Origin of the sequence: Microbacterium sp., from assembly GCF_052099035.1 — a bacterium.
In the GTDB taxonomy this organism is placed as follows: Bacteria; Actinomycetota; Actinomycetes; order Actinomycetales; family Microbacteriaceae; genus Microbacterium.
Genome location: NZ_JBQDSX010000038.1, coordinates 1 through 20,778, shown reverse-complemented (window position 1 = coordinate 20,778; position 20,778 = coordinate 1). Strand labels below are relative to the sequence as shown.

At 65.1% G+C, this 20,778-nt stretch carries 16 protein-coding genes; 10 read left to right on the top strand and 6 right to left on the bottom strand.

What is annotated here, in order from left to right:
• The first annotated feature begins 20 nt into the window (after positions 1 to 20).
• Positions 21 to 524 (top strand): hypothetical protein, encoded by a 504-nt coding sequence (locus ACTIAO_RS11965; protein WP_441906455.1) that lies wholly within the window; start codon positions 21 to 23, stop codon positions 522 to 524.
• On the opposite strand, the gene ACTIAO_RS11960 is transcribed toward ACTIAO_RS11965, so the two are convergent.
• From ACTIAO_RS11960 to ACTIAO_RS11950, 3 genes are all read right to left on the bottom strand, one after another.
• Positions 508 to 3,717, bottom strand: a complete 3,210-nt coding sequence (locus ACTIAO_RS11960; RefSeq protein ID WP_441906454.1) for a BTAD domain-containing putative transcriptional regulator — start codon at positions 3,715 to 3,717, stop codon at positions 508 to 510. The genes ACTIAO_RS11965 and ACTIAO_RS11960 overlap by 17 nt on opposite strands.
• A gap of 43 nt (positions 3,718 to 3,760) precedes the next feature.
• Entirely contained in the window at positions 3,761 to 5,131 is a 1,371-nt protein-coding gene (locus tag ACTIAO_RS11955; protein WP_441906453.1) for a plasmid pRiA4b ORF-3 family protein, read from the bottom strand.
• Positions 5,132 to 5,269: 138 nt separating this feature from the next.
• The gene (locus tag ACTIAO_RS11950) at positions 5,270 to 6,271 is read right to left on the bottom strand and encodes an SDR family NAD(P)-dependent oxidoreductase (RefSeq protein ID WP_441906452.1); all 1,002 of its coding nucleotides are present in this window, start codon (positions 6,269 to 6,271) and stop codon (positions 5,270 to 5,272) included.
• Positions 6,272 to 6,357: 86 nt separating this feature from the next.
• Between ACTIAO_RS11950 and ACTIAO_RS11945 the strand changes: the two genes are divergently transcribed.
• From ACTIAO_RS11945 to ACTIAO_RS11930, 4 genes are all read left to right on the top strand, one after another.
• Positions 6,358 to 6,942: a TetR/AcrR family transcriptional regulator gene (locus ACTIAO_RS11945; protein ID WP_441906451.1), complete on the top strand. Its 585-nt coding sequence runs from the start codon at positions 6,358 to 6,360 to the stop codon at positions 6,940 to 6,942.
• A 61-nt stretch (positions 6,943 to 7,003) separates the two neighbouring features.
• Positions 7,004 to 7,180 (top strand): hypothetical protein, encoded by a 177-nt coding sequence (locus ACTIAO_RS11940; protein ID WP_441906450.1) that lies wholly within the window; start codon positions 7,004 to 7,006, stop codon positions 7,178 to 7,180.
• Between the two features lie 28 nt (positions 7,181 to 7,208).
• Positions 7,209 to 7,625 carry a cupin domain-containing protein gene (locus tag ACTIAO_RS11935; RefSeq protein ID WP_441906449.1) on the top strand — a complete coding sequence of 139 codons (417 nt, stop codon included), beginning with the start codon at positions 7,209 to 7,211 and terminating at the stop codon, positions 7,623 to 7,625.
• A 173-nt stretch (positions 7,626 to 7,798) separates the two neighbouring features.
• Positions 7,799 to 10,027, top strand: a complete 2,229-nt coding sequence (locus ACTIAO_RS11930; RefSeq protein ID WP_441906448.1) for an LLM class flavin-dependent oxidoreductase — start codon at positions 7,799 to 7,801, stop codon at positions 10,025 to 10,027.
• A 136-nt stretch (positions 10,028 to 10,163) separates the two neighbouring features.
• Here ACTIAO_RS11930 and ACTIAO_RS11925 read toward each other — a convergent pair whose 3' ends face one another.
• The 3 genes from ACTIAO_RS11925 to ACTIAO_RS11915 form a co-directional block, all read right to left on the bottom strand.
• Complete coding sequence (locus ACTIAO_RS11925; protein WP_441906447.1) at positions 10,164 to 10,904, bottom strand: dienelactone hydrolase family protein; 741 nt, start codon at positions 10,902 to 10,904, stop codon at positions 10,164 to 10,166.
• A 127-nt stretch (positions 10,905 to 11,031) separates the two neighbouring features.
• Entirely contained in the window at positions 11,032 to 12,774 is a 1,743-nt protein-coding gene (locus tag ACTIAO_RS11920; RefSeq protein WP_441906446.1) for a DNA/RNA helicase domain-containing protein, read from the bottom strand.
• The gene (locus tag ACTIAO_RS11915) at positions 12,771 to 13,124 is read right to left on the bottom strand and encodes a nucleotide pyrophosphohydrolase (RefSeq protein ID WP_441906445.1); all 354 of its coding nucleotides are present in this window, start codon (positions 13,122 to 13,124) and stop codon (positions 12,771 to 12,773) included. The genes ACTIAO_RS11920 and ACTIAO_RS11915 overlap by 4 nt, the downstream gene beginning before the upstream one ends.
• Positions 13,125 to 13,298: 174 nt before the next feature.
• On the opposite strand from ACTIAO_RS11915, the gene ACTIAO_RS11910 reads away from it, so the two are divergent.
• From ACTIAO_RS11910 to ACTIAO_RS11890, 5 genes are read left to right on the top strand one after another with little or no spacing between them, the layout of a single operon-like run.
• Positions 13,299 to 17,081 (top strand): helicase-related protein, encoded by a 3,783-nt coding sequence (locus ACTIAO_RS11910; RefSeq protein WP_441906444.1) that lies wholly within the window; start codon positions 13,299 to 13,301, stop codon positions 17,079 to 17,081.
• Entirely contained in the window at positions 17,078 to 18,049 is a 972-nt protein-coding gene (locus ACTIAO_RS11905) for a PD-(D/E)XK nuclease family protein (protein WP_441906443.1), read from the top strand. Before ACTIAO_RS11910 ends, ACTIAO_RS11905 begins: the two co-directional genes overlap by 4 nt.
• Positions 18,050 to 18,101: 52 nt before the next feature.
• Complete coding sequence (locus ACTIAO_RS11900; protein ID WP_441906442.1) at positions 18,102 to 18,509, top strand: DNA cytosine methyltransferase; 408 nt, start codon at positions 18,102 to 18,104, stop codon at positions 18,507 to 18,509.
• Positions 18,506 to 19,783, top strand: coding sequence for a DNA cytosine methyltransferase (locus ACTIAO_RS11895; RefSeq protein ID WP_441906441.1), 1,278 nt, complete (start codon positions 18,506 to 18,508; stop codon positions 19,781 to 19,783). Before ACTIAO_RS11900 ends, ACTIAO_RS11895 begins: the two co-directional genes overlap by 4 nt.
• A gap of 2 nt (positions 19,784 to 19,785) precedes the next feature.
• A complete protein-coding gene (locus ACTIAO_RS11890; protein WP_441906440.1) occupies positions 19,786 to 20,751 on the top strand; it encodes a NaeI family type II restriction endonuclease in 966 nt (321 codons plus the stop codon).
• Positions 20,752 to 20,778: the final 27 nt, after the last annotated feature.

The following is a 20,778-nucleotide window of genomic DNA, read 5'->3' as shown; positions in this document are numbered from 1 at the left end:
GAATCTCGAGGGGGACGAACATGGGGAACACAATGACCGGCAGAACAGCATCCGTGCGTATCGCGGGTGGAGCGCTCGCCGTCGTCGTCGCGGCGACATTGACCGGATGCTTCGCCAATCCGCTCGACGCCATCGTCGATCAGGTGAGCGAAGGGGTGGCGCAGGATTCGGCTGAACAGCTGATCGAGGGGGTGACCGGTGGCGAGACCGATATCAGCTTCGGCAGCCTCCCGGACGGCTTCCCCGCGGAAGTCCCGTTGGTCTCCGAGAACGTCCTGCAGAGCGTGACCGTCGCCGAGGGCACACTGGTGGTCGTGAGCGATCCACGCAGCATGCAGGAGCTCACCGCGCAAGTGAAGAGCGACTTCGCCGGCTGGGAGCAAATCGCCTGGAGCGATATGGGTGAGATGGTCACTGGTCTCTTCAAGAAGGACGAGTCGCTGGGGGTCTCGATCGGAATCGTGGAGGGATCGGACGGCGAAGACAACACGGTCGCGTATACCGTCATCACGCCGCAGGAGTAATCGCCTGGGGCCTGGTCGACCACAGCGCTAGCCCGGCGCGGGGGGTGTCGGGCTGGTCCAGCATCCGCCGGGTATCGGCGGCGGTCGACAGCATCCCGAACGTCTCGGCCTCGCGCGCGAGCGCGTCGAGGGCGAGGAGATCTCCGGATGCTGTCGCCACAGCATGTCGCAGGATGAAGCCCAACAGGCCTCCGCCGCCGATCGCGCGCGCTTCTTCGATCACCGTGATCGCATCACCGCGCACGTCGCTGAGCGCGGGGGCATCTATGTCCTGCTCGGGCGTTCGCACCGTGCCGACCAAACCCGCAGCTTTCACCGAACAGTGCGCCATCAGTCCTGCGAAGTAGGTGTGCTGAGCCTTCAGCAACCAGCGCGCCGAATCGACGAGCAGCCGTGCGGCGCGCTCGCCGCGCCCTGCCGAGTTCTCTCGCCACGCATCGGCCCAGGCCCGCAGCATGGCGACCTTCGGATCGGTCGCGGCAGCGACCGGAACAGCCGCGAACCGAGCATCCGCCTCCTCGCTGTGACCGGCGGCGAGGGCCGTAGCACCAGCGAGTGCGAGGGCCGCGGGTAACAGCCCTGACGTGTCGCGCCATTCCAAGTGCTGCACCGCAGCGGCTGCGCCTTCGTACGCTTCCTTCACGTCCCCGCAGAGCAGATCGATGAGGGCCCGTCCGTATTCCCAGGAACCGAGGGCTTCGGGGGCGTTCACTTCCGTATCTGCGATCGCCTGCTCGAAGCGGCGGCGGGAGGCAGTGATGTCGCCTGTGTTCGATAGCGCCATGATGGCGATGAGCTCGATGAGCGATGCTCCGCCGGGAACCAGTGCGATGATCTCGCGCGGCGCCCGATGCAATCGCTGCAAGCTCAGCGTGGCATCCTCGACCGTCCCGGTGACGACAGCGGCGTTCGCTGCGGTGATGAGGCCGCGCACGGCTACAGCGTCACTGGTATCTCCCGAGGCATCCGCGATCTCGCGGGTCTGTCCGGCCACTACCGCCCACCGCAGTGCGTCGCGCTCAAGGTGCTGCACTTCGCTGGGCTCGTCGACGATGCCCAGGGCCGCGGTGATGATGGCGAGTGCGGCGGGGGCGTCGTGGTGGCGCAATCCCACATGCTGCGCGTGGGCGAGTGCGGCGGCGGTCTGCTCCGCCGGTGTCGTCGCCGTGCGGGCAGCGGTCGCGAAGTGCGCGGCGGCCCCCTCTGAATCACCCAGCATGGATGCCGCGATACCGGCGATCCGGTGCGCGGCTGTGTTGTCTGGATCGAGGCCGATCACGGCCGTCGCGGCACGCTGGGCGAGGCGCTCATCGAACGCACCGAGTGCGTACTGCGCAAGTTCCAGCGTGGGAGCGACCTCGACGGGCTCACCGAGGTCGAGCATGAGGATGTGCGCGCGGCGCCGGACGGCTGGGAACGCCGCGGCCTCATCGCTGCGGAGCACGTCGAGCACCTCCAGCGACAGCTCCCGCCAGAGGGCATCGCTGCAACGACCGCGCAGGAACTCGCCGTCGAGCGGATGCGAGAGCCGAAGCCAGCCCGGTGCGGAGTAGAGCACGACACCTGCCCGAGCCAGCATCCATCGTTCACTGCTTTCCAGCGCCGAGACCGGATATTCCCCGGCGATCGCGATCTTCGCGGCGATTTCGATTCCGTTGTCATCCAGATCACCGAAGCGTTCGCCGACCAGCTGGGTGAGCCGCTTCGTCGATGCGGGTTCGTCCTGCAGCTCCCAGCCATGATCGGTGCGTACGAGGCGGTTCTCGTTCACGGACGCCGTGAGGATCTCGCGCAAGTGCAGCGGATTTCCCTGTGCCATGGCGAAGATGCGGGGGCGGGAGGCGGGGGTGAGCGATCCGCCGACGGTGTGCAGGACGAGCTCGTCGGCATCGGAAGGGGACAGCGGCTCGACGGTGATCTCGGAGACCTCGCCGCTGTCGTAGAGGGCACGGATGTCGTCTGGTGCTCCGGCGAGATCGGTGGCGGTGAGGATCGTCGGCATGCGGGAGTTGCGGATGAGCTGGCTTATGACGAAGAGGGATGCCTCGTCGAGCTGTTCGACGTTGTCGACGAGCAGGACGGTGCTCGATCGCTGGCGGGTGAAGTGGTCGACGAGGGCGGCGGGGGTCATCCGCTTCTCTGGCAGAGCGCCGGCGAAGATGCCGAGTGGGACGGCATGACTGAGCGGTGTCGCGGTCAGCAGCGACACGGCGCAGCGCTGGGCGTCGAACCGTGCGCGGATGGCGCGGAGCAGATGCGTCTTGCCGATGCCGGCTGGGCCCGTCAGCAGGGGTGTGCGCTGATCGCGGAGGAGAGAAGCGAGGACATCGGGCTGGTTCGAGGTGAGGCTGCGGATCGCGGCATCCGGAATCTCGATGTCCGGAGCAGGACTGGTGACCGTTGCGCTCGGGAGGCGGAGGAGGGTCTCGGATGGTTGCTCCTGGAGGATTCCCAGGTGCAGCCGGCTCAGCTCACTGCTCGGTTCGACACCCAACTGATCGGCGAACGTCGCGCGGGCGCGGGCGAATGCATCGAGGGCTTCCTGGACGCGTCCATCGCAGTAGAGCGCTGCGATCAGTTGGCTCCAATGCCGCTCGGCCAGCGGGTCCGCTTCGATAAGGGCGTGCAATTCGGAGATGACGGCGGAGCCGCGCCCGAGGGCGAGGTCCAGGTCGATGCGATCTGCGACCGCCGCTGACCAGAGATTCTCCAGTCGCGCCGATTCTGCACGCAAGACGGTGAGATCGTGCAGCCCCGAGAAGGCTGGGCCCTGCCACAGGTCCAGCCCGTCGCCGATCAGCTCAGCAGCCTGCGAGAGGTCGCCCTCGGCGAGGGATTCGCTGCCCTGCTGCACGAGGCGCTCGAAGTGCGCAGCATCCGTTCGTACGTCGGCCGGGTCGATCCGGTATCCACCGTCCGATAGCGCGATCTCCACCGGAACCGCCGACCGCAGCCGAGAGATGTGCGCCTGGAGCGCATGGCCGGGATCGCGCGGGGGATTCTCCTCCCACAGCTCGTCGATCAGCCGATCGGCCGAGAGGGAACGACCGCGCGAGACGATCAGGCGCGCGAGAAGACCGCGCTGCTTGGCGCTGCCCAGCGGATGCTCACGCCCGTCTGTACTGGCTTTCACCGGGCCGAGAACCGAGACGTCGAGCACGTCCTCACGTCCTTCCCCAAAGATTGCGCTCACCATATCAGCGGGGTGGGTGGCAGTGGGGGGTGTGACGGCTGGCCTACCGCAGCGCTTCCGTTGCGAAAAGCTTCACATCCGGGTCCTCCGCTCTGGTGCGGCTGCGACGCGAGGACTCGCCGATCTGGTCGAGCACGTGCCGCACATGGAACGTGGCATGGGAGATATCGGATGGTGTGAACGCCCACCCGGACGATGACTTCCACCCGCACATCTGAAGGCCGAATGCGACGGCCTTCCAGCGCTCCTCGGGCGCGGTGCCGTCAGCGATCGCGATCAGCAGGAGAACGGCGGCATCGGTCTCGGCGTCGCTGAGCTTGCGATACAGGCCGGTCGCGACCAGTCGCAGCTGGGCAAGCGGATCCCCCTGTGCCTTCTTCGCTGCGGCGCTGAGAAGCAGTCGCCCCTTTTGTGCACGCACCAGCCCCATGCGCTGCGCGGATTCGCGGAGCATCGCGATCGGCGGCGTGAGGTCTTCGCGGTTGCCTTTGCCGATCCAGTCATCGAGCCAGTCGAGCTCGGTCATCCCGGCGAGCACTGTCGCTGGTGGCATCCACCCCGCTGAGGTGAGGGCGATGCCGTCGGGGCCGACGGCATCCATCAGCCACGCGAACGGACGGATGATGCGCGCCGCCGTCTCATCGTCGATGCCGGTCGGCTCGAGAACATTGGTGAAGTGCAGGTGCTGCCGCAGCTCCGATCGGATCGGTGGCGGAAGTTCAGAGGCGAGCGTGACGAGCGGCGACGCCTCATCGAGGTCGCCAGCGCGCCGATGTTCTTCACTCTTCACCAGCCCCGACATGTCGTACGGCGAAAAGCCCGATCCCTGCGGATTGAACATCAGATTCAGCTCGCTCTGGGTGCCGATGAGGTCGATCGCTCCGGGCTGCTGCGGAGCCCACGGGCCCACGGTCGCGCGGATCCACTCGGTGATCTCGCCGTGCTCAGGATGCCGCGGATCGGCCGCGATCTCGAGCTTCTCGTAGTATCCGCCCACTCCGCCGGAGTCTTCGAAGGGTCCGCGGTTCGCCCCTTCGAGCAGCACGACAGGGGCGAGGTGCGGATCATCCGGTGCCCGCTCGATAACGTCGAGGCGATGGATCCAGCCGTCGCCGAAGTCGTATTCGTACCAGAGCGCATCAATCGAACCGAGCACGTCGTCGACCGTGAAGTCCTCTTCCGAGAGCGATCCCTCGGCGCCTTCGAAGTCGGGCGACTCCCACCGGCGACCCTGCGATCCGCGCGCATAGGGGTCAGTGTCTGTGAACGCGTGCAGGTGCGATTCGCGCCAGCCCATGATCGTCTGCAGGGCGAGATGCAGCATCCGCAATCGCAGGCGTCCGTCGATGTCGAAGGCGCGCCAGATCTCTGGCTCGCTCTCCACGAGCGACACGCGCAGACGGTATCGGGTCATACGACCAGCGTACGGATGGGCTCAGACATCGGCGCCGCCCGTGCCGGGGGTGCGTGGCTGCGGTCGCGATGCGAGAAGGTTCTCGCGGGTAAAATGCGCGTCGCGCCCGCGAAACCCTTCTCCCATCGGCGCCGCGAGCTACTGGACCGACCAGCCGCCATCCGATGCGACGATCGCGCCGTTGATGTTCACGGCATCATCCGAGAGCAGGAAAGTGATGGATGCTGCGAGCTGCTCAGCCGTCGCCACCGTCGGGATCGCCTGCTGGAATGGAGCGAGGCGTGCTGAGCCCGCTTCGGACACGTCCTTCGGGAAGGGGATGCCGGTGGCGACCCCGCCCGGAGCGACGGAGTTCACGCGGATGCCCTTCGGCCCGTACATGAACGCCGCTGACTTCGTGACTCCGATGATGCCGTGCTTGCTGGCCGTGTAGGCGTTGCCGGATGCGTTGCCGCGCAGGCCCGCTTCGCTGGAGACGTTGAGGATCGCGCCGCGCCCGGCCGCCTCCATCATGGGAAGAACTGCGCGCATGAGCTTGAACGGAGCGGTCAGGTTGATGGCGATGACGCGGTCCCAGACAGCATCCAGGGTCTCACCCGCGGGGGAGAAGTCGTCGTTGATTCCGGCGACGTTCGCGAGGGCGTCGATGCGGTCGCCGGCGGCCGCGATGACGGCGTCGACGGCATCCTGCTTCGTGAGGTCGCCGGCGACGGTGACGATGTCGGCATCCGCAAGTTCTGTCTTGAAGGCGTCGAGCTTGTCGGCGGCGATGTCGCTGGCGATCACACGGCCGCCTTCGCGGGCGATGCGGGATGCCGTGGCCTTGCCGATTCCGGATGCCGCACCCGTGACGATCACGGTCTTGCCTGCGAAGCGTCCGGGCGTGACCTGCTCGGTCCAGCCGGTGCTCTCGTCGGAGTCGGGGATCTCTCCGCCGTTCGCGGCGCGGACGAGGTCATCGACGACCGACTGCGGCATCGCACCCTGGCTGAGAGTGACGAGCTGCTGCAGCGGGAGGCCAAGCACGGGTGCGAGGGACTCGGGGTCGGCGCCGGACTGCGCGAGGAGCCCGCGAACGAGGTCGCCGCCGGTCGGGTCGTTCAGCCATTCGCCGATGGTGGAGTGAGCGGTCAGTGCCATGGTCTTCTCCTTTGTTGAGCGGTTCGGTCTAGCGTTTCGCAACGCAACGTCTCGTTATTCTCACTGTACGCCGATATTCTGAACAAATGCCCCGTCCTCGTAGTGAAAAAGCTCGTCAGTCCGTGCTGCAGGCGATGCGCGCGGCCGTGGCATCGGATGGGTACGAGTCCGTGACGATCGAGGGGCTCGCGGCGGAGGCCCGAGTCTCGAAGCAGACGATCTATCGGTGGTGGTCGTCGAAGGCGGCGATTCTGGGGGAGGCGCTGCTGGAGGGGGAGCTGCCGTTGCCAGCCTTCCCGGTGACGCCGGATTTGGCGGGTGATCTGCGCGCTTGGTTCTCGGCGATGTCGTCGGATGCTTCGCATAGCGCGAGCGTCGAAGTCGCACGGGCGCTCATCGCGGTCACCGCGACGGATGCCGAGCTCGGCGCCGCGCTGAACAAGAGGCTCGCGGATCCGATCATCGAGCAGATCGTCGCGCGGCTCACGATCGCTCAGGATGCGGGCGACGTGCGAGCCGATGTGGATGCTGCCGCTGTCGCGGACCAGTTCATCGCGATGTCGTCGTATGCGGCGCTGCTCGGCCGTCCGCTGGATGATCGTCGCGTGGATGCTGTGGTGGACGTGCTGCTGCGGGGGATTTCTGGCACTGAGCCTGTCGCCGATCCCTGAGCTTGTCGCCGATCCCTGAGCTTGTCGAAGGGTCCGGCGCCACCGGCCTACGCTGGAACACATGAACAAGAGCACCCTGTGGACGATCGTCGGCGTCGTCATTGCCGTGATCATCGCGTGGACCCTGGTCAGTGTGCTGTTCAGCGTGCTGTGGTTCGTCGTGAAGCTCGCGCTGGTCGCGATCGTCGCCGTTGTCGTGTACCTGCTGCTGCGCGGAGCGTTCAGCCCGCGGGACTGAGAAGCGAAGCAACCGATATCGTGGCGCCATGACTGATTTTGATGTGGTGCAGGTAGGCGACCTCGACTCGTGGGACGAAATCGATGGTGCAGCGCCGGGGAAGCTCTTCGTGGAAAAGGATCTCGCCACGAAGTACCTCGGCCTGTCGGTGAACTCGAATGCTCCCGGCTCAGAGGCGCCGTTCTGGCACACCCACTCGCAGCATGAGGAGCTCTACGTCTTCCTCAGCGGACGCGGTCAGCTCGCCCTGGATGATGAGGTCGTCGACATCCAGCCGGGCACGATCGTGCGCGTGGGAACCGGGACGTGGCGCGCATTTCAGGCCGCACCGGACAGCCCCGATCCCTTGCGCTGGCTGTGCATTCGCGCAGGGGGATCCACCCTCGGCGAGATCGGTCGCGACGGCGACCTCGATAAGGAACGCCCGTTCCCCTGGTCGGAGTAGTGAGTACGCGCCCGTAACGCGAGCTTTCACGCCGGCGAGGCTCGATGCGAGAGCCTTTTCGCGGGTTCAGTGCGCCCCTCACCCGCGAGAAGCTTCTCGCATCAGCGCCTCCGGCCGCACGCGCACGAGCGGGTCGGCGGAATAGGCCACGACGTCCATTCGTTGGCATAAAAATGGACTACGGTCACCCGCTCCAGTTCGGGGCATTCATCACTCCCACCGCCGCAACGCCTGAAGCGCCCGTGGCGCTGTCCAAGATCTCCGAGGCCGCGGGCCTTGACCTTGTGACCTTCCAGGACCACCCGTATCAGCCGTCGTTCCTTGATACGTGGACGCTGATGACATACGTGGCGGCGCAGACCGACCGCATCCGGATCGCTCCCAACGTGCTGAACGTCCCGTTGCGTCCGCCAGCGGTGGTCGCTCGCAGCGCGGCCAGTCTTGACCTCCTCAGCGGTGGCCGGTTCGACCTGGCGTTGGGAGCGGGAGGGTTCTGGGACGCGATCGAGGCGATGGGTGGCACCCGACTCACACCCGGTCAGGCGGTCACCGCGCTCGAAGAGGCGATCGATCTCATCCGCGAGCTGTGGGACACGACCACCCGCGGCGGCGTGTTCACCGATGGCAAGTATCACCGCGTCCAGGGTGCGAAACGGGGTCCCCGTCCAGCGCACGACGTGCCGATCTGGATCGGCGCACTCAAGCCGCGGATGCTGTCGCTGACGGGACGCAAGGGTGATGGGTGGCTGCCATCGCTCGCGTACCTGAAGCCCGGCGACCTCGGCCGCGGCCACGCCATGATCGATGAGGCTGCCGAGTCGGTCGACCGCGATCCGCGCGAGATCCGACGTCTGCTGAATATCGGACCGCAGGGTGAGGTTGCCGCATGGGTGGAGCAGCTCTCGACGCTGGCGATCGACGACGGAATCAGCACGTTCATCCTGGCGGGCGACGACGCGCGCTTGCTGCAGGTGTTCGGCGAAGAGGTGGCTCCGGCGGTGCGTGAGGTTGTTGCGCGCGAGCGCGCGCAGAGCGGGGTTGTCGAAGCATCCGGTCGCTCGACGATCGCCATCGCGGCGCGTCGTGAGGGCATCGCCTACGACGATGTTCCGGAGGGGCTGCGTGCGATCGAGCCGGGCGACTTCGACTACGCCGATGTCCGCGCGACCTACATGCGCGGCGGCGCACCGGGGATCGTGCTGCAGCCCGGTTCGCCGGCGCAGGTCGCCGACGCGGTCGCTTTTGCGCGCCGGCATCCGGATGCTGCGCTCGCAATCCGCAGCGGCGGTCATGGCATCAGCGGCCGCAGCACGAATGATGGCGGCATCGTCATCGATGTCGGCAGACTCAACGCGATCGAGGTGATCGACGTCGACCGGCGCCTCGTTCGCATCGGGCCGGGTGCCCGGTGGATGGACGTTGCCGCCGCGCTCAGCGAGTACGGCTGGGCGCTCAGCTCGGGCGACTACGGCGGTGTCGGGGTCGGCGGGCTGGCGACGGCGGGCGGCATCGGTTTCCTCTCGCGTGAGCACGGGCTGACGATCGATCACCTGCGCGCGGCCGAGGTCGTGCTCGCGGATGGTTCGATCGTGCGAACGGATGCTGAGACGCGGCCCGACTTGTTCTGGGCGCTGCGTGGAGCTGGCGCGAATCTCGGGATCGTCACGAGCTTCGAGTTCGAAGTGGACGAGGTCGGGCAGGTCGGGTGGGCGCAGCTCGCGTTCGATGCGTCCGACGCGGAGGAATTCCTTGTCGGTTATGGCCGCATTATCGAGGCGGCGCCGCGCGATCTGACGATGTTCCTCATCATGGGGGCCACGCGTCCTGGGCAGCCGCGGGTCGCGCAGCTGTATGGCGTGGTCGATTCGGACGACCCCGACACGATCATCGCTCGGCTGCAGCCGTTTGCCGAGCTCGCCCCGCTCGTGCAGCAGTCGGTGACGCTCACGACATATGCGGCGGTGATGTCGAATGCTGACCCGAGTCCACACAATGGCAGCGGGGAACCGCATTCGCGGTCGGGGCTCGTCACGCACATCACGCCCGAGTTCGCGCGCGACGTGGTCGCGATGATGGATGCTGGCGGCTCGTACTTTCTGCAGTTCCGCCCGGCCGGCGGTGGCGTGGCCGACGTTCCCGAAGGCGAGACGATCTACGCGAACCGTTCGGCGAACTTCTCCGTGGCAGCGCTGGGTGCGGATGCTCAGCGGCTGGATGCCTCGTGGGATGCTGTGCGCCGCCACACGGTTGGCATGTATCCGAGCTTTGAGACGTCGCTGCGGCCCGATCGTCTTGTTGAGGCGTTCGGCGCGGAGGCCGTTGAGCGGCTGCGCGCGATTAAGGCTGAGGTCGATCCGGGTGGGGTCTTTGCGGACAACTTCGCGGTGGGGGCAGCTGGCTGAGGGTGGAGCTGTCTGAGGGCGGCAGCGCGCCGTAGCATCCGCCATGCGAGAGCGTTTTCGCGGGTAAAGCGCGCGTTTCACCCGCGAAGTTCTTCTGGCATCGGCGCCTGCTACTGCATGAGGAGTGCCCGCGGCCTTACCCGACCAGCCACTCCTCCAGGCGCGCGAAGTGCCACTCCGCGGCAGCTTCGTCGTACGACGAAGTATCGGCCATCGTATATCCGTGCGGGGCACCGGGGCGGATGCTGGTGTCGAACGTGATCCCGGATGCTTCGAGCGCCTCATCGACGGTGGCGACGGCATCCGGCGTCATCGACCGATCATTGTCGGCGTAGCCGGCGAGCACGCGAGCGCGCACGTTCGGGATGCTCAGATGCGGGCTGTCCTCAGCATCCGTCACGAGTCCTCCGACGTGGAACATTCCGACGGCGTCGAGCTGCTCCGGATGCTGCGCGGCGACCCGCAGCGCCAAACGGCCGCCCATGCAGTATCCGACCGTGCTGACCGGACCCGCACTGACGGCCCGGAGCGCGGAGAGGTAGGCGTCAGCATCCATCGCCGCCTGCGCGGAGGTGTGCGCGGCGAGCCTCGGGGTGATCTTCTTGAAGGCGGCTGCGCGGTTCTCGGCGACGTGCAGGTCGAGCTCCGGCGCGATGTCGGCGACGGATCCACTGCGGTAGAAGACGTTCGGTGCGAGCACGGCGTAGCCCCAGTCGGCGATGCGCTGCATCGTCGTCTCGATCTGCGGACGTAACCCGAAGGCATCCATGTAGAAGAGGATGCCGGGGAGGTGTGCTGTGCCATCGACATCCGCACGCGCGAGATACGCCTCGGCAGTGCCGTCGCCGGTCGGGATCTCGATATGGCTGATGGGCATTGTCGGCTCCTTCGTCGGCTGACTGGAGTTTACTTGCGCGCGCGAAGCCGGTGCGTGGCGAGGCACTCGACGCGAGAAGCTTTTCGCGGGTTCAGCGCGACGTGCACCCGCGAGAACCTTCTCGCATCTACCGTCCCAGCGCCGCTGAGCGCAGTCGCTCCCGCAACCCCTCATCGCACACGTACACATACGTCCCAAGCATTCCGCGGGTGAGCAGCACGCCGTAGATATTGCGGATGAAGACGAGCAGGTCGTCATCGCCGAAAGCACCCTTGAGGTGCCCGGTGTTCTCCTTGCCCTTCTTGTCGCGGTAGGCGTCCCAGTCGGCGGCGATTGCGCCGGAGTCAGGTGAGACGCGCAGATCGGGCCCGATGATCACGCCGGCATAGTTGAGGTCGTAGCCCTGCACGGTGTGGATTGAGCCGACCTCATCCAGCGAGCCAGGCGAGTTGATCCAGTCCTTGTCCGTGCTGTTCCAGCGCAGCTGCACGCCATCGAGTTCGATGTCGAACGCCGATGGATCCTTGCGCGACTTCCAGTCCCACGCATACCCGGCGACGAGTCGCGAGAGCCCGACTTCGGCATCCCGAGCACGAATCGCATCTCGCATCGCGCCCAGGTCGTCGAAGAACCGCAGGTCGTAGTCGCCGAGATCCGGGCGGACAACGGGTGAATCGCGCAGCAGCGCACGGACGAACTCGACATAGTCGTCGCCGGCCTGCACGCGCATCTGCGTTGTGAGGCGGTAGTGCCGATGCAGGTCGCTGGCGGTCCGCGCCTCGGCCGCGAGGATGGCCGGCGACAGGTCGTGCGGGCGCACGCTCTGCTCGCCATCGACGAGCAGCAGCTGATGTTTGCTCCGCGCCTTGATCCAGTCGAGCTGCGTATAGCGCGGGTCGTCCTCGCCGAAAAGCGCGGCATTGATGTCGCGGAACTTCTTGTTCTGCACACCGGACGCCTGATTAGCGCGTTGCCCGAGCCGATGCGTCTCGTCGACGAGGATCAGGTCGAATGCAGCATCCGATTCGCCGACCTGGAACGGCGTCATGACCATTGTCGGGTCGAGTCGTGGAGTCTTCTTGAACACCATCCGGACGGACTCGCGCAGCGATTGCTGCGGGATGACGAGCGCCATCCGCAGGCCGGCGAGAAGGTCACGATTCTCGCGCACGAAGAATTCCGCGAACATCGAGTCGGGCTGCACGTCGTCGTGATCCTGGTGGGCGCGGATGTCGGCGAGCAGCTTCATGAGGAAGATCGCGATGATCGTCTTCCCCGTGCCGGGATTCCCCTGCACGACGAGCGTCGAGCGCGCTTCGGGATGCTGGAGATCCTCGAGCAATCCCTCGACGATGTCGGTGATCGCGATCGCCTGGTCATCGGTCAGCGCCTTGAACGGCGACAGTTTGAACAGGTCGGAATTCTCGATCTGCGGGATGCTGCGCGAGAACAGCCCCTCGGCGCGGAGCGCTTCGAACACGTCGCGGAATGACTCGCGATACAGGTCGCGGTCGTAATACTGCGCGTCGGTGAGGCCGTCATTTCCGTTGAGGAGCTCGTATGTGCCGTCTCCGTGGAACCAGCGGATGAGGTGCGACTCGAGGTCGAGGCACACGGACTTGTTGAAGCGCTCGTCGATGACGACGCGGATCGACTCGAGGCCCTCGTCCTTCTTCGGGCCGTCGAGGTGTTGGCGCATTCGCTTCTGGGCTCGTGTCGTCTCACCGACGTAGAGCGCGGGTGTTCTGCGATTCTTGGCGCCATCGATCACATAGACGACGGGCCAGTTCGTGTGTCGAGCATCGTCGTGCGCCCAGGTCACGACTGCGTCGTGTCGGAACGGCAGGCGCTGGATGCTGAAGCCGCTCACTCCTGCTCCTCGGTGGGTTCGCGTTCTTTGGCGAGCTCCGTGTACTTGGTCATGCGGCCCTTGGCGAGCTCGACCGGATACTTCTTTGCGGTGGATTCAAGCTTGCGCATCACGATGTCGTCGAGGTCGACGCCGATCTTGTTCGCGAGATGGATGCAGTACGTGATGACGTCCGCGAGTTCTTCTTCAACCCGCGTCTGATCTGGCGTTGCGTTCCACTGGTAGAGCTCGAGCAGTTCGGCGGCCTCGATCGAGATGCTCTTCGCCAGGTTCTCCGGCGAGTGGAACTGGTCCCAATCTCGCTCCGCGACGAAGGCCCGGAGGGCGGCGAGGGTTGCGGGCGACGGCATAAGGGGACCGTAGCAGCAACGTAGTGAGGTACTTCGAGCGACTCCAAGAAGATTCCGCTTGCGCTGTCGCGAAGGCAGCATGCAGCTTCGCGGCAGGGAATTCACAGCAGAATTTCCACCCTCCGCCGTGATCTTCCTGCTTCCCGATCCACAAACCAGAATTGCGGCGACATCATGCTCGGCGGCTTCGCCCCGGAAGGCGAACTCCAAGGGCCGGCCGTCAAAACTATGCTCCTCGCCGACGTCCCCGAACTCGCCAAGCTCCCTGACCAGGTCACCCTTCAACGCACAGCCGATAACTACCTCGTCTACTGGCCGCGCCCCGAAGCAGCCTTGACCAATCTCGACTCACCATCCTGGAACCGTGAGAGCAACGCCGTCGAATACGCCTTCCGTCAGAGCAGGCTCAACCCCGCCTCTGGCGAAATCAGCAACATCGCTACCGGATTCACCGGGTGGAGCTTCCACGCCCGCATCGCCCGAAACCGCGCCACCGGCGAACTACGCCGCGCCCCCGAGACCGTCAGCCCCTACCCGACACAGTGCCCGAACTGCGGTGACGATTGGGAAATCCAGTACGGCCGCAGCGGGCGGTTGCCTGCGACCGATCCGGCCACGCAGCGGTCTCCAATCCGGCAGATGCGCACCGGTTTCGAGAAGATCAACCAGGTGCTCACCACCGAGCTCGCCAACGACCTAAGCGACGCCGAGCGCAAGCTCATCGTCTTCACCGACAGCCGCCAGGACGCCGCGAAACTTTCCGCGGGACTCGGCCTCCGGCACTACCAGGATTTACTACGTCAGCTGCTCTACACGAGACTCGCCACTTCTGGGGGCACTGCGCACGATGTCGCACTAGCCGAAGCCCACGTGCTTCGTAGCGAGAAAACCGCCGAATCCTTCGCTGCGCTGGATCGCCTCAAGCAGCGCAACGCGGCCGCTCTCGCCGAACTACGTGAAGTTTGGGACGGCAAGCCTGGGACCGGTGCGGCCGACTCCGAACGACTGAAGAGCAAGCTTGCAGCCCCGCCCTCTCTGCGCGAACTCGCTTCCGAAGTATCGGCGGATCTCCTCGGACTTGGAATGAACCCTGGAGGTCCCCATGCCGGGCTCCGGGAAACCTCCGACGATCCCGCCGTGTCGTGGTCCGAACTCTACGACTGGGAGGTCAGCCCGCCATCACCGAAACCGGGCCTGACTGATCCGCAGAAAGCGCTGCTAATCGATATCGGCAGTTCCCTGGAAGAGGAACTGCTCGAAGGCCTGTTCTCCGGGGGAGGCAGGGACTTCGAATCCCTCGGTCTCGGCTGGCTGACCCTTAGCTCCGACACCGCGCCCGCCGATGCACCCGCCGATCCGGCCGCCGGGCAGGCACGCGCCGCGCTGCGCATCCTCGCCGACCAGCGCAGGTTCTTCGGCCTACGCCGCAAGCGCGACGACCCGACCCCCAAACTGCGGAAATTCTGGGCCGCAGTAGCTACGGCAGAAACCGTGGGCGCCGACAGCGTCCGCGACGACGCCCTCACCCGAACGGGCAGTGCGGTCGTGGAGTACCTGATCGACCCGTCCGCCGTAGTCTTGCGAATGAGTGACGGACGGGCATGGATCTGCACCAAATGCAGCCGCCAACACCTCAGCACCGGAAACGGCTACTGCACCAAATACGCGACTCCGCTGCCCGCGACTGCAGCCCTGACCGATCTGAGCCAGGACTACTACTCTTGGAAAGCCACACGGGGCGACGGCAGATTCCGGCTCAACACCGCTGAACTGACCGGTCAAACCGACCGCGTCGACGCACAATCCCGTCAATCGCGCTTCCAGAACGTATTCCTCGGATCGGGCGAGAACGAACTCACCGACGCTATCGACCTCCTGTCCGTGACCACGACGATGGAAGCGGGCGTCGACATCGGCGCGCTCTCGGCCGTCGTCCTAGGTAACATGCCCCCAACCCGATTCAACTACCAGCAGCGCGTCGGCCGCGCGGGGCGCCGCAACTCACCGGTCGCGATCGCCCTGACCGTATGCCGAGGCCGTAGCCACGACGAATACTACTTCGAACGGCCAGATCGAATCACCAACGAACCCACGCCGAAGCCCTACCTCGTGCTCAACCGGCCAGAGATCTTCGCTCGGTCACTTCGTAGCGAAGTCCTTCGCCAGGCGTCCGCCGACTTCATAGCCGTCACTAGCGGGGAAGATGCCAGCGTTAACGTGCACGGCGCATTCGGGAAGACCGCCGACTGGCAGGCAATGCTACGGCCCCGTCTCGAACAGTGGCTCCAAGACCATCCGGACGCCGTCCGGGACGCTGCGAGATCCCTCGCTAGCAGCACCGCATTCCAGAACACCGCCGACGAGGAGGCCGCTAAATGCGCCAGAACCCTCATCGACGATATCGACTCTGCCGCGATGTCCGCGAGGCACGAGGACCTCAGCCAGCTCCTCGCAGAACAGGGCCTCCTGCCCATGTTCGGATTCCCCACTTCAGTCCGCTACCTCTACCTGAAGCGGCCCAAGCGCTCCTACCCGTGGCCACCGCCCGGGGTGATCGATCGCGACCTCAGCATGGCCGTGAGCCAGTTCGCGCCGATGAGCGAAGTCGTCCGTGACGGAACCGTTTACCCGGTCGTGGGTATTACTGGGTTCAGACCCACTGGGCCCCGTCCGCAGGCGGTATCGGAGCCACTCGGCGCGGAGTCGCCGCTGTCGATCTGCCGTGCCTGCTCCTACCTCGGCGAGCAACAGGCCGTGGGTCAGGTCACGAATACTTGCCCGCGATGCGGGGCCGGACCAAGTTCTTACACGAGCGTCCCGCTGCACGAACCGCTTGGATTCCGCAGCGGGCATGGCACCGACTTCGACGGCAACTTCTCCTGGAGTCCGCGCGCGATGGCCGCACGAGCAATGACCGACATGGACGCCCTCACCCTTCAAACGCCCGGCAACGCCCTTATCCTCTCCGGGCCCGGTTCCCGGTATGTCATCAACGACAACAGCGGGCAGCTCTTCACCCTCCGCGCGGCAGCCCCCGGCGGCCCCGAGTGGGGCGGCTACGTCTCTACGCGCGCCATAGACGCTGGACTGCTTCATCCCTCCTTCGCCACCGGAGACCCGATCAGCGTCGCCCTCGGCGCCATCCAGCACACCGACTTCCTCTTCGCTGGCGCCGCCGCACCTACGAATGCCGCGTCGGGACTCCGCCTGAACCTCGTCACCGGTGTGCGGCAGCCTTACGGTGCTCAGGAAGCAACCGACAGTCGTCGCGCCGGATGGTACTCGCTCGCGTTCCTTCTGCGTACCGTCGCGTCGGCAGCACTCGACATTCAGCCCCTCGAACTTGCCGCCGGTATCTACTCCGGGGTAACCGGCAGCGAACCCGCAACATACGCCTTCCTGGCCGACACTCTCGAAAACGGAGCCGGCTTCAGCACGCACCTCGGCTCATCCGCGTTCCTGCCCGAATTCCTCGATGCAGTGGCCAGCTATCTTTCTGAACTGGAGGAGCCGTCGCACGCAGACGCCTGCACCTCATCCTGCTACCGCTGCCTGCGCGACTATGGCAACATGGCCTACCACGCCCTGCTCGACTGGCGGCTTGCCAGGGATCTGTTCAGGCTCCTCAAGGGACAATCGCTGAGCATCGATGCGGTGGCAGAAGCCGCCGCAATCGAACGGTGGGCACGTGCCTACAACGCGACGCCGATCAGCAGCAGTGTCCCGGCCGCACGGTACGACAGCCCCAGCGAAGGCTCATTCGCGGTAATCGCCCGCCACGCTTTCGAAGCATCAGAGGACACCCTCATCGCGCCTCGCCTCGCCGAGGTAATGGCCGAGATCGAAGCAGCCGAAGAAGGCCTGGACGGAGCAATCTTCGTTGACTCCTTCACCCTCGACCGCGACCCTCGTCGCGTGCTCAAGCTCATCTCCGACTCCGAGCCAGCAGGCGTATGATCCCAGACACGGTCGCACCGCAATGGTGGTCGGCGACAGCCACCTGGCGTCTGCTGCGCTGCCCGGCATCAGCGACGCCCGCCCGCGCGCCAGTCAGACCGCCCGGTCAGGCCGCAGACAACGTAGGCAGCGTTGCGCACCTCGCACTGCAGGCCTGGGCCGAGAGCGGAGAGTGGTCACTCCCTGATCCTGGAACCCGGCTTCAGGAACGCTTCGACGAGGTCGCCGCAGCGCATGAAGTCAACCCGGTACGCATGCCGCAGGGCGTCGTAACGCGTGCACGGCTCAAGACCCGCGCGAAGGAACTTGCCACGATCCTCTCCGATGCGAACGCTGACGTCCGCAGCGAGCTGCTGCTGAGCGATGAGAGCAATCACCTCTTCGGAATCCTCGATATCGCAGGAGGCGGGTCCGACGGGTTCATCGTCGACCTCAAGACCGGACGCGATGCCTCCGCGGAATCTTCGCACGCGATCGCGCATCAGATGACCTTCTACGCGCACCTATTCCAAGCGTCGTATGGCACGTTTCCCGAGCACGTAATCGTCTTCAGCCTGCAGCGCGGGCCGACAGAGGTCCAAGTGGCGCCGTCCGCTGTCGCGGCCCTCCTCGATCAAATCCGCGCTGCGCAGCTCACGGAATGCACCGACGCGCGGCCGGAGGCATATACGTGCCGCTTCTGCCCGAAGCGCATGACTTGTCAACCTCACTGGGACGCAGTCCCAGGCTGGGGACTCCCTGACGCCATTGAGGGCACGATCGGCAACATCGAGCGCTCCAGCTCCGGCACCGCCGCATTGCTCATCGGCGGCCGCTGGCTCACAGGAATACCCGAGAACGCCCTCCCGGACGGCACTGCGCCAGGCCGGTTCGCACGCGCCATTCGCGTCCGACGGCGCAACGACAGCGAACCCGAAGAATGGACTGCCGGTAGCACCACCCTTATCCGGGTCACGCCTGCGCGATAGAGCACCCGGGCCGAACGTCGGAGGTCCGTGGCACGATCCGTCATGGCGTCCGATGACCACAGATTTCGAACGTTTCGATGAGATGCGTGAGGATATGACGAAAGCGCCCGAATTGAGTGTTCTGGGGATCCGCACGGGCGCCGACTGGCAGTCGTCTGGGCTGGAGATGGCCGGAGCCGGCCACTCGCTCGCGGTCGAGATCGACTGCGACGCCGCCGCGACCCTCCGACTGAACCGCCCCGAATGGGACGTGCATGGGGGCGACGTCCGCGACCACAAGGGCATCGATCTTCTGGCCGGGGAAGTGCCCTGTCCGCCACTTTCGACCGCGGACGAAAAGCTCCGCGCCGACGACGAGCGCGACCTGTCCTCGGAAGCGATCCGACTAGCTAGCGACGCGGTGTATGGGGTGCGGCGCCTCACGCAGATGTCGGTGGTCGCTCGTACGATGGAGATGTGAATAACAATGAGGGTCGCAGAGCCGACGAGTTCACCGTCGTAGAGGTTTGCGCGGGAGCCGGTGGGCAGTCGCTCGGTCTTCACAAAGCTGGCTTCGCCCACACACTTGCGATTGAGATCGACGAAACGGCGGCTGCGACTCTAGAGAACAATCTCCAGATTCCCGTGGTCGTTGGCGATGTGGCCGATCCTCAGGTTTGGTCTCCTGAGGATTACGCCGGAGTGACGCTTCTCGCCGGTGGCGTGCCGTGTCCGCCCTTCTCAGCTGCGGGCAAGCAGTTGGGCACATCTGACGAGCGGGACCTGTTCGCGTGGACGATCGAACAGGTAGCGGTGATGCGCCCCCGAGCCGTCATGCTCGAGAACGTTCGCGGACTCTCTGCCCCGAGGTTCGCGGCATACCGACAGCGGATACTCGATCGCCTCGATGAGTTGGGGTATGTCGGCGAGTGGAAGCTATTGCACGCCGCGGATTTCGGAGTGCCTCAATTGCGACCGCGTTTCGTGCTCGTCGCAATGTCTGCGGAGGACTTAAAGTACTTCCACTGGCCGGAGCCCGCAGCAGTCTCGCGGATGACTGTCGGTGAAGCTCTTCATGACCTGATGGCTGCGCGCGGGTGGCGATACGCGGATGCATGGCGTGATGCCGCGAACGACATTGGTCCTACATTGGTCGGTGGTAGCAAGAAGCATGGCGGCGCAGACCTCGGGCCAACCCGCGCCAAAGCGGGATGGGCGAAGCTTCATGTTGACGGACGTGGCGTTGCGGATGCAGCGCCCGACAGACGGTCACGATCATTCCGAACGATGCCTCCTCGACTCACTATTGAAATGACTGCGCGTATTCAAGGATGGCGAGTCGAAGACGCATACGAATTTTCAGGGCGAAAGACGTCGCAGTACCGTCAGATTGGGAATGCCTTCCCCCCGCCGGTCGCCCAGGCTATCGGTCAGAGTATTCACGCCGCGCTCGCGCACGAGGGCATGCCCAGAGCGGAAGAACTCGGTGTGGTCACCCTTCACGATCCTGTGTATCGGGCTCTCGCTGGTAGCGCTCACCCGATGAGTCTTGCCGACCTGGTCGACGCTCACAATGAGGGAAGCACGGCAGTCGTCCAGCAGAGGTTGACTGCGATTGGCCGAGATTTCGTGCTCCTAAAAGCTGACGTGGATGGCGTCGAGCGATATACGCTCGGCGACTTTAAGGGCTTCACTGGGCAAGCTGACCACTGGAGACATGATGTTGTGGCACAGCATCGGAATCGCGTCAGTTAGCCATGATTGCCTCACTTATAGTGGACTGGCGTTTCGATCCGCTTGAAGGTGCCACTGACGAAGAACTGATCCGCGTCTTCCGTGCATTTCAACGGGCAGATCCGAATGGGGAGCGAATCGGCAAGCTCATGCGTCGAACGCTTGACCAGCTGTACGACGGACAGCGAACCGGACGCTATTCGTGGGAACAACTGCACAAGACTGAGCGCACGCACTATGGCACGCTATTCGAAATAAATCTGCGTCGTGAGTTCGACGACGTTATTGACGAACCTGGCGAAAAGCAAAAGCTTGACTACCGTGTCGCAGGGATCGACGTCGACTGTAAATTCTCTCAACGTATGAACGGCTGGATGATCCCACCGGAGGCTATCGGGCATTTGCTGGTCGTTGGATTCGTCAATGATCGAACCGGCGAATTTGCCTTCGGCGTTGTCCGTGCCGCGAAAGAGCACTGCAACGCTGGCAATAACCGTGACGCGAAGGTCACGCTCAACCGGGAGGGTCGTGACGCGGTCCGTTGGATTCAACGCCCGGGAATTCTGCCGCCAAACGTACTGCTGCAGTGCGATGACGAAACGATTGCAGCGATCTTCGCACCCCGCTCAGGCCAGAAGCGAGTCAATGAGCTCCTGCGCCGAGTGCAAGGCGTTCGAATCGGGCGGAACACAGTGGCGACGGTTGCGCAGCAGGATGACTTCATGAAGCGTGTTCGAGCGAACGGCGGCGCTCGAACTCAACTTCGCAGCGAAGGGATCGTGATCCTCGGAGGCGACTACGAGAAGCATCGGTTCGCGGCCGAAAGACTGGGGTTCGAAGCACCTCAGCCGGGAGAGGTACTGAGCGCCAGAGTTGTCAGAGCTAGCAGCGACGATCCGATTGTGGCTGAGTTAGAGGGTGACTTCTGGCGCGCAGCGGCGGACGCGGAGGTTGTTACGGAGCCAGCGCCAGATGTGGCTTTCAGATAACGGGTGGGGGGACGTCCCGCTGTGTGG

Coding starts and splice junctions, on each gene's coding strand:
- ACTIAO_RS11940 (WP_441906450.1), top strand. CDS start 7,004: ATGAACAAGAGCACCCTGTGGACGATCGTCGGCGTCGTCATTGCCGTG.
- ACTIAO_RS11930 (WP_441906448.1), top strand. CDS start 7,799: ATGGACTACGGTCACCCGCTCCAGTTCGGGGCATTCATCACTCCCACC.
- ACTIAO_RS11900 (WP_441906442.1), top strand. CDS start 18,102: ATGACCACAGATTTCGAACGTTTCGATGAGATGCGTGAGGATATGACG.
- ACTIAO_RS11935 (WP_441906449.1), top strand. CDS start 7,209: ATGACTGATTTTGATGTGGTGCAGGTAGGCGACCTCGACTCGTGGGAC.
- ACTIAO_RS11910 (WP_441906444.1), top strand. CDS start 13,299: ATGCTCGGCGGCTTCGCCCCGGAAGGCGAACTCCAAGGGCCGGCCGTC.
- ACTIAO_RS11915 (WP_441906445.1), bottom strand. CDS start 13,124: ATGCCGTCGCCCGCAACCCTCGCCGCCCTCCGGGCCTTCGTCGCGGAG.
- ACTIAO_RS11965 (WP_441906455.1), top strand. CDS start 21: ATGGGGAACACAATGACCGGCAGAACAGCATCCGTGCGTATCGCGGGT.
- ACTIAO_RS11950 (WP_441906452.1), bottom strand. CDS start 6,271: ATGGCACTGACCGCTCACTCCACCATCGGCGAATGGCTGAACGACCCG.
- ACTIAO_RS11905 (WP_441906443.1), top strand. CDS start 17,078: ATGATCCCAGACACGGTCGCACCGCAATGGTGGTCGGCGACAGCCACC.
- ACTIAO_RS11955 (WP_441906453.1), bottom strand. CDS start 5,131: ATGACCCGATACCGTCTGCGCGTGTCGCTCGTGGAGAGCGAGCCAGAG.
- ACTIAO_RS11925 (WP_441906447.1), bottom strand. CDS start 10,904: ATGCCCATCAGCCATATCGAGATCCCGACCGGCGACGGCACTGCCGAG.
- ACTIAO_RS11890 (WP_441906440.1), top strand. CDS start 19,786: ATGATTGCCTCACTTATAGTGGACTGGCGTTTCGATCCGCTTGAAGGT.
- ACTIAO_RS11945 (WP_441906451.1), top strand. CDS start 6,358: ATGCCCCGTCCTCGTAGTGAAAAAGCTCGTCAGTCCGTGCTGCAGGCG.